7 protein-coding genes are annotated in these 9,909 nt (G+C 65.1%); all 7 read right to left on the reverse strand.

The features are described 5' to 3' along the window. Nucleotides 1-13 precede the first annotated feature (13 nt). Nucleotides 14-955 carry a toprim domain-containing protein gene (locus C5708_RS19335; RefSeq protein WP_242923632.1) on the reverse strand — a complete coding sequence of 314 codons (942 nt, stop codon included), beginning with the start codon at nucleotides 953-955 and terminating at the stop codon, nucleotides 14-16. Continuing rightward, entirely contained in the window at nucleotides 942-5,297 is a 4,356-nt protein-coding gene (locus C5708_RS19340) for a strawberry notch-like NTP hydrolase domain-containing protein (RefSeq protein WP_242923633.1), read from the reverse strand. The genes C5708_RS19335 and C5708_RS19340 overlap by 14 nt, the downstream gene beginning before the upstream one ends. An 87-nt stretch (nucleotides 5,298-5,384) precedes the next feature. Further along, nucleotides 5,385-5,627, reverse strand: a complete 243-nt coding sequence (locus tag C5708_RS19345) for a DUF6117 family protein (protein ID WP_091738472.1) — start codon at nucleotides 5,625-5,627, stop codon at nucleotides 5,385-5,387. Between the two features lie 88 nt (nucleotides 5,628-5,715). After that, nucleotides 5,716-7,821 (reverse strand): ParB/RepB/Spo0J family partition protein, encoded by a 2,106-nt coding sequence (locus tag C5708_RS19350; protein ID WP_242923634.1) that lies wholly within the window; start codon nucleotides 7,819-7,821, stop codon nucleotides 5,716-5,718. Nucleotides 7,822-7,940: 119 nt separating this feature from the next. Beyond that, on the reverse strand, nucleotides 7,941-8,885 hold the full coding sequence (locus C5708_RS19355) for a zincin-like metallopeptidase domain-containing protein (protein ID WP_242923635.1): 945 nt from the start codon (nucleotides 8,883-8,885) through the stop codon (nucleotides 7,941-7,943). 108 nt (nucleotides 8,886-8,993) lie between these two features. Further along, complete coding sequence (locus C5708_RS19360; protein ID WP_242923637.1) at nucleotides 8,994-9,407, reverse strand: hypothetical protein; 414 nt, start codon at nucleotides 9,405-9,407, stop codon at nucleotides 8,994-8,996. Nucleotides 9,408-9,601: 194 nt separating this feature from the next. After that, the coding region (locus tag C5708_RS19365; protein ID WP_242923639.1) for a nuclease at nucleotides 9,602-9,909 on the reverse strand (308 nt) is incomplete at its 5' end.

The following is a 9,909-nucleotide window of genomic DNA, read 5'->3' on the forward strand; positions in this document are numbered from 1 at the left end:
TTTCCACGCCGATTCACATCCCCAGGGCGATCGCGCGTTCGGCCAGCGTTTCCTGCGCCCGATCACCGGCCGGATCGGCATCGTGAGCGATATAGAGCCGACGGAGCGTGGGGGGCAGGATCAACGCCGCGAGGTGGTTGGCCGACAGGGCTGCGGCCATCGGTAGGGTTGGCAGGACCTGACGAACCGAAAGCATTGTTTCGATGCCCTCACCGGCAACGAGCACATCCACAGCATGACCGAACCGCACTGCATTGCCCAACAGCTGCCCCATGGCCCGCCTGGGGGTGGAGATGTCGGCCTTGTGCGAGCCTGAAGGATCGAGCCAGGTCCGATGGGCTCCGGTGATCGTGCCGTCGAGATCGGTGACCGCTGCAATAATGGCTGGCCAGGCGTCGCGCAGGCGATCACGCGGGTCTTCGTCATCACCGCGATACCAGCAGCGAGGATGAAAGCGCAGGGGGTCGCCATGCCGCACATCCGTAATGCCGCGTCGGCGCAAATACGATTGTGCGACTGTGCCCGTGATCGGCTTCGACATCGCAAATAGGCGACGCGCCGCTTCGGGCGACCCTGTTGGGACCGGCGCGGCCGGTCGCCTGTCGGCATGAGACTCGGTTCGTGGCAGGCTGAGGAACAGGCGAGCCTCGTCCAAGGTGTCGCGCAGGCTTTGCAGATTTCGGCAGGCGGCGATCAGGTCGAGCAAATCGCCATGATCGCCCGTCGCGGCGTCGGTCCATTTGCCGGCCGCGCCGCTGCCGGTTTCGACGCCGCGCAGCCGGACATAGAGACTGCGGCCCGGGTTGTTGTTGATGTCGCCGACAAGCCAGTATCGGCCTTCGCGGCGTCCACTGGACAAATAGTGTCGGCAGACCGCCTCGGCGTTACGCGCGAGACGGTCGGCCAGCTCAGCAGCAGGGCCGTACATTGCCGGTATGCGGTCACCCTGCGGCATGGCGGGTTGCCGCCCGAGGGGCGATTCGTTCGACAGGGTGCCGACTGAGCAAATCCGCGGTAATCGAAGGACCGTTGCTGCCCGTCGGGATGAACAGGCGCAGCTTCCAGGCGATGATTTCGGAGGTTAAGCCGATGGCTTTCAGCCGCGCGACCATCGCGCTGGTGAAACCCCCCAATTCGATCCGTTGAACGCCCATGACGAGCGAACGCCGCAGGGACATCGCATCGGTAAGGTGAAGTGTATCCCCCTTGGTCAGCACGGCGGCAAACGCATCACCTGCAGCCATGCTTACGGGCGCTTCTCCGAAGGCCCGAGCCACCCATGCTGCCGCGACCTGCCGGCCGATCACGCGCTCGCCATCGTCAGTCTGAAGCCGGTAAACCCGACATCCTTCTCCGGGAAGGCGTCGCCAGATGGGCAACAGCAGCCCGGTGACGATGTGCGAGGTGACTTCGGTAAACGCCGGCAATTCGGCGATTTCCGCACTCCACGCGTGGGCAAAGCGCTCCGCGTCGACCTCTTCCCAGGCCGATTCCTCAAGAGCGCTTTGCGCCATGGCCATTCGCTCGACCGGGCTGAGCAGCCGGACGCGGCGCTCCACCTCGCCGTCATCGAGCGTCAGACTGGGGGCCGGAATTTGTACCGCTGCCCGCTTCGAACGGTGATTGATCAATAAGCGGCAGTCGCGGTCGGCACCGCGCTCAACCGCTTCGGCAAGTGAAATCGGCCGGGTCGGGTTTCGCTCGACGACCGTAAAGACCTGGGTCTCGGCGCCCGTCGCAGGGTGGGTATAGAGTGTGCGGCGCTCGGTGACGCGTAGCGAGTGCGCCGTGATGGTCTCTACGCCGCGATCATAGACGCCGGCGGCGACCGCGCCTTCGATCTTGGCGCGAAGCAAACCTTCGAATACGTCAAAGATCGTGCCTTGCAGGTCGATGGTCAGCGCCAGCATCCGGTTGAGGAATTGCGTGATTGGCGGCAGTTCCTCGCGCAGGGTGCCGTCGCGATCGGTCAGTTTGAGGGCCGTGGCGTCCTCGAACCGTTGCAGCGTACAGCCCGGCACCTTGCCGAGCAGGAGCAGTGTGTAGAGCTGGCGCAGTGCCGCTTTGGCATAGGCGCTTTCGAGGTTGTCTTCGGCACGGAAGAGACCCTGTCCGCCGGTCTGCCGCTGTCCTTTAGTAATCGCGCCCAACGTGTCGAGCCGCCGCGCAATAGTCGATAGAAACCGCTTTTCCGCTTTCACGTCGGTCGAGATCGGCCTGAAGATGGGCGGCTGAACCTGGTGGGTGCGATTGGTGCGCCCGAGCCCCTGGATGGCCGTATCCGCCTTCCAGCCTGCCTCGAGCAAATAGTGAATGCGCAGCCGCCTGTTCCTGGCGCCAAGGTCGGCATGATAGCTCCGGCCCGTGCCACCCGCGTCGGAGAACACGAGGACGCGCTTGTCATCGTCCTGAAAAGCAGCGGTCTCCGCCAGGTTGGCGCTGCCCGCGCGATTTTCCACACACAGACGCCGTTCGCCGTCCGCGCCGATGCGGGCGACGACGCGGCGGGACCGTCCGGTGACTTCGGCGACCTGCTCGGTGCCGAACCGCTGGACGATCTGATCGAGGGCGCCTTGCACCGGGGCCAGTGCGCCGAGATGCTCGATGAGACGATCGCGGCGTTCGAGCGCATCGCGGCATTGCACGGGCTGGCCATCCCGCATCACCGGCCGCGAGCACAGGTTACCCTCGCCATCGGTATAGGGTTCGAAGAGCTGGGTTGGGAACGAGTGCGCCAGATAGTCCAGGACATATTCGCGCGGGGTGATGTCGACGGCGATATCGCCCCATTCTTCGGTGGGAATGTCGGCGAGTCTCCGCTCGAGCAAGGCTTCGCCTGTGGAGACGATCTGGACGACGCAGGCGTGACCTTCGGCAAGGTCACGGTCGATCGCCGCGATCAGCGTCGGGGTCTTCATGGCGGTAATCAGATGATTGAAGAAGCGCTGCTTGGCGCTCTCAAAGGCCGACCGCGCCGCGGACTTGGCCTGAGCGTTCAGCGTCTTGGTTCCGCCATCCGGCCCGGCACCAGTGATGTTGGCGGCTTCAAGCGCGGCCGACAGATTGTTGTGAATGATCTCGAACGCGCCGGCATAGGCGTCATAGATGCCGGTCTGCTCGGCTGTCAGCCGGTGTTCGACGATCTCATATTCGACCCCTTCGTAGGACAGCGAGCGAGCGGCATAGAGGCCGAGCGCTTTGAGGTCGCGGGCGAGCACTTCCATCGCGGCGACGCCTCCGGCCTCGATTGCCTGCACGAACTCGGCGCGGTTGGCGAACGGGAAGTCTTCGCCACCCCACAGGCCGAGCCGTTGGGCATAAGCGAGGTTGTGAACCGTCGTCGCGCCGGTCGCCGAGACATAGAGTATGCGGGCATCGGGAAGCGCATGTTGCAGGCGTAAGCCAGCCTTGCCCTGCTGCGACGCGGCCTGCTCGCCGCGTTCGCCCTTGCCGCCTGCGGCATTCTGCATGGCGTGGGATTCGTCGAACACGATGACCCCGTCGAAGTCGGAGCCCAACCAGTCGACGATTTGTCGGACGCGTGAAACCTTCCCCTCGCGTTCGTCGGACCGTAGCGTGGCATAGGTGGTAAAAAGGATGCCTTCCTCCAGTCGGATGGGCGCCCCTTGGCGAAAGCGGGAGAGCGGCGTCACCAACAGCCGCTCCTGGCCGAGGGCCGACCAGTCGCGCTGGGCGTCCTCCATGAGCGCGTCGGATTTCGAGACCCACAGCGCGCGTCGACGGCCCTTCAGCCAATTGTCGAGAAGGACGCCGGCGACTTGGCGGCCTTTGCCCGCGCCCGTCCCATCGCCGAGCATGAAGCCTCGGCGAAATCGGACCATGCCGTCGGCATTTTCAGGCGCGGCACTGATCTGGTCGAAGGTCGCATCGACTGTCCAGGCGCCTGCCAACTGGCCATCATGGGCTTCGCCCGCATAGATGACGGTTTCAAGCTGGGCATCGGAGAGAAGGCCGGCTTCGATCAATCCCTCCGGCAGGAGCGGCACATAGCTCGGCTTCGGTGGGCACACAGAAGCCATGGACGCGGACTGCACGAGCGGCGTCGGATGGGGGCGAGCTCCATCGATGGCCACTGATTGCAGTCCGTAGCCTTCATAGAGAGCCTCGGTGATCCGATCGGCTGCGGGTTGGGACCAGTCTACCACGGAATAGCGCAGCGGCACGGCGGCGGGGTCGATCGATTGCGACGCAGATCGTGCAGGCGACGCAACGGATTTCCGCAAAGGCGGCTTTGGGGAGACGCGGCACGGCGTCAAAGCGGCGCTGATAGGCAGGCGCGCGGGAATCGCATTGTCGACCCAAGCCAGAAGCTCGGTGGTACTGGACGCCATGCCGGGTGTGACGGGGAAGCATGACGGGTCATCGGCCGGGAGACGGTCGATCACGGTCAGGCGCGTTTCGGTCGTTGTACCATGCCGAGCATAGACACGGCCGTCGATCGCGGCGGAGAAGACGATTCGGCCCCGCGCCTGGAGGTCGATGAACGCGTCGCGCCATGCTGCATCGTAGGGGGACAGGCTCGCCCCAGTGATGGCGACCAGGCGACCGCCTTCGGCAAGACGGGCCAGGGCGGAGTTGATGTGCCGCAGGGCCGCGTCGGCGACGCGGCCTTCGACCTGCGCTGCGACCGAGAAGGGCGGATTCATGAGGACGACGCTAGGAACCAGCCCGGCGTCGAGATGATCATGGATGTGGGCGGCGTCAAACCGGGTCGCGACCGCGGTCGAAAAGAGATGACCGAGAAGGTCGGCGCGGGTTTCGCCCAATTCATTGAGCGCCAATTGGGCGCCAGCAAGCTCAGCGAAGATGGCAAGCAATCCGGTCCCCGCCGATGGCTCCAGAACAAGATCACCTGGCGTGATCATGGCTGCGCGTGCCGCGATCCAGGCAAGGGGCAACGGCGTCGAGAATTGCTGAAGCGCCTCGCTTTCTATCGAGCGTCGGGTGTGGGTGGGGAGCAGGCCGGCAATCTTGCTGATCACGGCAAGCTGCGAACTGGCCGGACGGCCGCACAGCGCCGGTCCAAATCGGCGCAGGAATGCGATCTGCGCTGCTTCGCACGCCTCATAAGCGTCTTTCCAGGTCCACAGCCCTTCGGCGTCCGATCCGCCAAACGCTGCCTCCATAGTGGTGCGAAGGGCGTGGGCATCGAGCGCCGTGCCCGCGATCAGGGTGGGAAGGAGATCCAGAGCGGCGCGGTGGAGCGCCAGGGCGCGAGTGGCAGGCGCGCGGCTTGTCACGGTGAGGGTTGGGGACGCGAGTGCGGTTGATGTCATGGCGGGTCATCCGGGAGAGCAGGAGGAGGGCAAGCCGATCGGCGCTCTCTCTCGACCGCACCGGCTCGCCCCCTCCCGGCCCCGCTCTCACTCTGTTTCTGCAAAGCCGCCGCCGTCGACCGGAGGCAGATAGGCGTCGAACGGATTGCCGGGCGCGAGATGCCCGAACGGCGTGAAGACATAGTCTTCGCCGTCTCGGCCGACGGCGCAAAGCACGTAGCGCAGCTCGCGCGTCTCGGCGTCTAGGCATTCCATCAGGGCCAGATCATCATTGCGGGCGGCCTGTAGGAGAGTCTGGAAATTGCGGGAGGCATGGTCGGGGATCGGCATGGCAAGCTCCTGACAAAAGAAAGGCCCGCCAGAAGGCGGGCCGAAAGGTGGGAGTGGAGCGGGGCGGCCGGACGCCGCCCCGCGATGTTCATTCAGCGGCGATGGCGTGCTCGAACCCTGCATCCGGCTCGGGGTCGGAGGCTCCGGTCTCATCATCCTCGTCTGCGGTCAGGAAAGCCGGCAGCGCTTCGGGCTCCGATCCGTCCGGTTCGAGCAGGACGGGTTGATCGGTTGCGGTGCGCAACGGCTCCGGCAGCCAGCCTGAACCGGCCAGCAGCCGTTCGGCCTCCTTGGCCATATCGCCCTTCTTGAGGTGCTCGATGAGCTGGGCCTCGCGATCACCCTTGCCGTCGCGAACAGCCTCCAGAATGCGCGGCTTGGTCACGCGGCCGAGGTAGGATTCGACCGTCGGGGTCCAGCCTGCGGCGACCATGTCGAGATCGACGACCTGCGCCAACGCGTCAGCATGTTTCATCCTGTCGCCCTGGCTCCAGGACTGGTGGACGGCGTTGACGCTGAAGCTGACGCAGTGGGCGAACAGTGCCCCGCGTTGATCCGCATCGAAGGTGGTCAACGTCTGCCACAACGCACCGGGGTCCTGAGGCAGGTGATCCGACCAGCTCGCATGGCGCGCGGTGATCGCCTGCGCCGACGCTGTGTCGTTGAGACCAGGCACCTGGTGACCAAAGGCGGAGTGCTTGGCTTCGATCTCCAGGCACGTCGCGGTACTGAAGCGGTAGAACGTCTTCAGCGCGAGGGCATGAAGGACGGCGAGATAGGCCGTGTCGGGGTCGGCACCCACTGCGTTGCGCAAGGCCAGCGTCCGATGCGCAGTCAATTCGGTCATCAGCCGCTCGGGCAGCGGCTTGATGGTGTCGTCATCCTCATCGGGTTCGCCGCCGGGCTGGGCTGCGCCGCCGATCGTGATGACGGCGCGCTGGATGCCGGCATCGGGCTCGGAAGGCTCGACGGCCTCATCCGTATCGCCACGGGTGGCATCCGGCTCGGCTTCTGCCTCGTCCTCCGGTCGCACAAACCCGCGTTCGATCTTGAGGCTGCCAGAGCTGTCGAGGCTGACAAAGGCGCCCGCCCGCGTGATGTCAGCCGGATCGAACAGCGCCGGTCGGTTCTGGAGATCTTCGAGCGCGGCCTCGATTTCGCCGAGGCGCTGGTCGGCCTCGTCGGGCAGCTCCTCGGCCTCGGCGTAGATTTTCTCGAGCACCGCATACTCCTGGCTGAGCGCCTCGTAGGTCGCGTGTTCTTCATCGGTCAGCGAGCTGGTGGAGGACAAGGCGCGGAGTCCGCGCGTGTGTCCGTAATCGAAACCGATGTCGGCGCTGATCCACTTCCAGCCTTCGGCAGCGACGGTCTCCGCAGCCGCCGCGAGTTTGTCTGAGACCAGACGGTCGAGAAGCGCCGGATTCTGGAACCACCCACCGTCATCGGTCTGGAAGAGGTCACGCGAGATGTCGCCGCCTGCGGCTTCATAGGCTTCCGCGCCGATGAAACGTGCGCGTCGATCGGAGGCGCGCACGGCGCCTTCGGTCAACATGCGCCGGATCTGATAGGCTTCCTTGTAGGGGTTGCGCGCGAGCGCCTCCCAGACCTGTTCCTGACGCGCATGGTCGTTTGTGACGGTGAAGGCCATCAGCTGGTCCAAGGTCAATTCGTCCTCGGCGTAGAGGGCGAGCAGCCGGTCGGATACGGACGCCAACTTGAGGCGCTGGCGAACGATGGCCGGCGTGACGAAGAAGCGCGCCGCGATTGCCTCGTCGCCCTGACCCTGTTCGCGCAAAGTCTGGAAGGCACGAAACTGGTCGAGCGGATGCAGCGGCTCACGTTGACTGTTTTCGGCGAGCGAATCCTCCTCGGCCGAGATGTCCGCGCTCTCGCGGATGACGCAGGGCACGGGTGCTGTCCGCGACAGGCGCTTCTGTTTCACGAGCCGTTCGAGCGCACGATAGCGCCGACCTCCGGCCGGCACTTCGAACATGCCGGTTTCATTGCCTTCGGCATCGACGACCGCGCGGACGTTGAGGCTTTGAAGCAAGGTCCGTCGTACAATGTCCTCGGCAAGATCTTCGATCGAGACGCCGGACTTGATCCGGCGAACATTGGACTGGCTCAGCACGAGCTTGTTGAAGGGGATGTCCCGCGAGGGGGACAGGACGATCTTCTGGGAAGCCTGGGTCATGGGATATTCTCCGTGACGGGCGGCCGGGAGCCTCTCTCTCGACCCTGACCCGTCACGAAGTCCGTCTCGACCCTCTTACTCTCCTGGACCCCGGCCGAGCTGGCGCGCAGCGGGCGAGGTCACGCCGCTTCCCGATCCTCCTCCCGTGCCGTCGCACTGGGCGCGAAGGCTAGGAGGTAGTCCGCCGCTTTGGAGGCCGCGCTCGCGGCGCGCACGATGGCGCGATTGTCCTCGCGCAGGACGTCGAGCCAGGCGCCGATGTAATCGGCATGGCGCACGGTCGGCGCGATGCCGAGGCTCGCGCAGCAGAAGGCCGACGTCATTTCGGCGACGAGCTCCTCGCGCGAATAGGCCTTCGACCCGAAGCCACCGCTCAGGTCGCGCGCGAGGCGTCCGGGATGGCCCGACCAATGCCCCAGCTCATGCAGGGCCGTGCGATGCCAGTTGATCGGCTCGAAATAGGCCTCGGGCCTGGGGATCTGAATGAAGTCAGGACCCGGTGCATAGAAGGCCTTGTCTCCGCCCAGGCGCAGGTCGACGCCGCTGGCACGAATGAGCGCCTCCACTTCTGGCACGATCAGACCTTCGGGAATGGGTGGGGGCGGCGCCGATAGCCCGTCGGGCAAGCCCTCACATTGGGCGACGTTGAACACGGTAAAGCGCTTGAGGAAGGGAATGGCGGCTGGATCGTCACCATTGGTCTGTGCCCGGCGACGCTCGTCATCGGGGATGAAGCGATCGGCATAGACGACGGTGGTGCCGTGTTCGCCTTTGCGGACATTGCCGCCCAGCCCCAAAGCCTGGCGGAAGGTGAGCCAGCCTTGCGTGGCGAAGCCATGTTGGACGACCGCGCCCCAGAGGATCAGGACGTTGATGCCGGAATAGCCACGATCGGTCGCGGCGTTCCGCGGCATGGCAAGTGGCGCCGATACCGTGTTCGAGCCCCACGGCTGGACCCAGGGGAGGCGGCCTGCCTCCAGCTCGGCAATAATCTTGGTCGTGATCTCGTCGTAGATGTTCGAGCGCTGGGTTCGGGCATGGCCTTTGGAAGCTGGGTGTGTCATCGCGTATCTCCGCGACGGGCCGGCCAGAGAACCTCTCTCGACCTCCAAAACCCGTCACGGCGACAGCCGCAGCCCTCTCCCTCTCATGTGCGCCGGCGGATCCGTCAGCTACTTAGTGACCGACACGCGGACCTGATCAAGCAGGCTCCGCGTCACGGCCAAGGCCTGATCGGGCGACATCGCCAAGCCGCCGGTGGCCACCAATTCGGACAGTCCGTGCCGCTTATAGTAAGGGCTGATAGTGGCGATCAGGGCGGCAAGGTCGGGATGCGCTGGTACAAATCCGACCTTCGCTGCTTCGCCGAGGGCTTTGGCGATGTCATGCCGCACCTCGGTGCGGCAGCGATCGTCGTCCCATCCCCGCTCAACAAGGAGCGCTTTGAGCCCGAGTTCGAGTGCATAGCCGACATTCTGTAAAAGCGGTTCTCCGCAAAGCCGGGCTTCAGGTTCGGCGACGTGATCGGCCATGACGAGGAAGCTCGCTGCCCGTTCGAGCAGATGTGCCTGAAGCGTGGGTTTCATCGCGTGAGTCTCATGCTGACGGTCAGAGACAACGCACGTCGCTGCGAATGGATTCCGCCGTCAGGATTGGTTGTCACCGCGGGGGCGTTGCGGGGGGCTCCCCGCAGAAGGGGTCGGACGAGACGTGTCGGCTCGACCGCAGGGGAAGGCATTCCCCTCCTGGACTCAGACCCTTCTTGATCGAGGTTCGACGATCAGTTGCCGCCTTCGGGCGCGTGCCGCGCACGGAGCAGATCGCCGATCGAGCGGCCATGGACGCGGCATACGGCGATTACCCGGTCGAAAACGATCACGCGGCCACGCCGCCCGCGCCGCGCCTCGCAAGCTACATTTTGACCGAACGCAACCTGCTCGAGGAGCGACTTGGACAGGCGGCCATCAGGGGCGTGGAGCTCCGGCGCGTCAAAGTCCGCCAAGCGCACTTCGACCCAGGTGTTTGGATCGTTGGAATTGCCGACGCACAGCCCGTCGCCGTCACCGATGTCAAACGGCTTGCAAAATT

Origin of the sequence: Caulobacter sp. CCUG 60055 (assembly GCF_022750545.1) — a bacterium.
In the GTDB taxonomy this organism is placed as follows: Bacteria; Pseudomonadota; Alphaproteobacteria; order Caulobacterales; family Caulobacteraceae; genus PUIC01.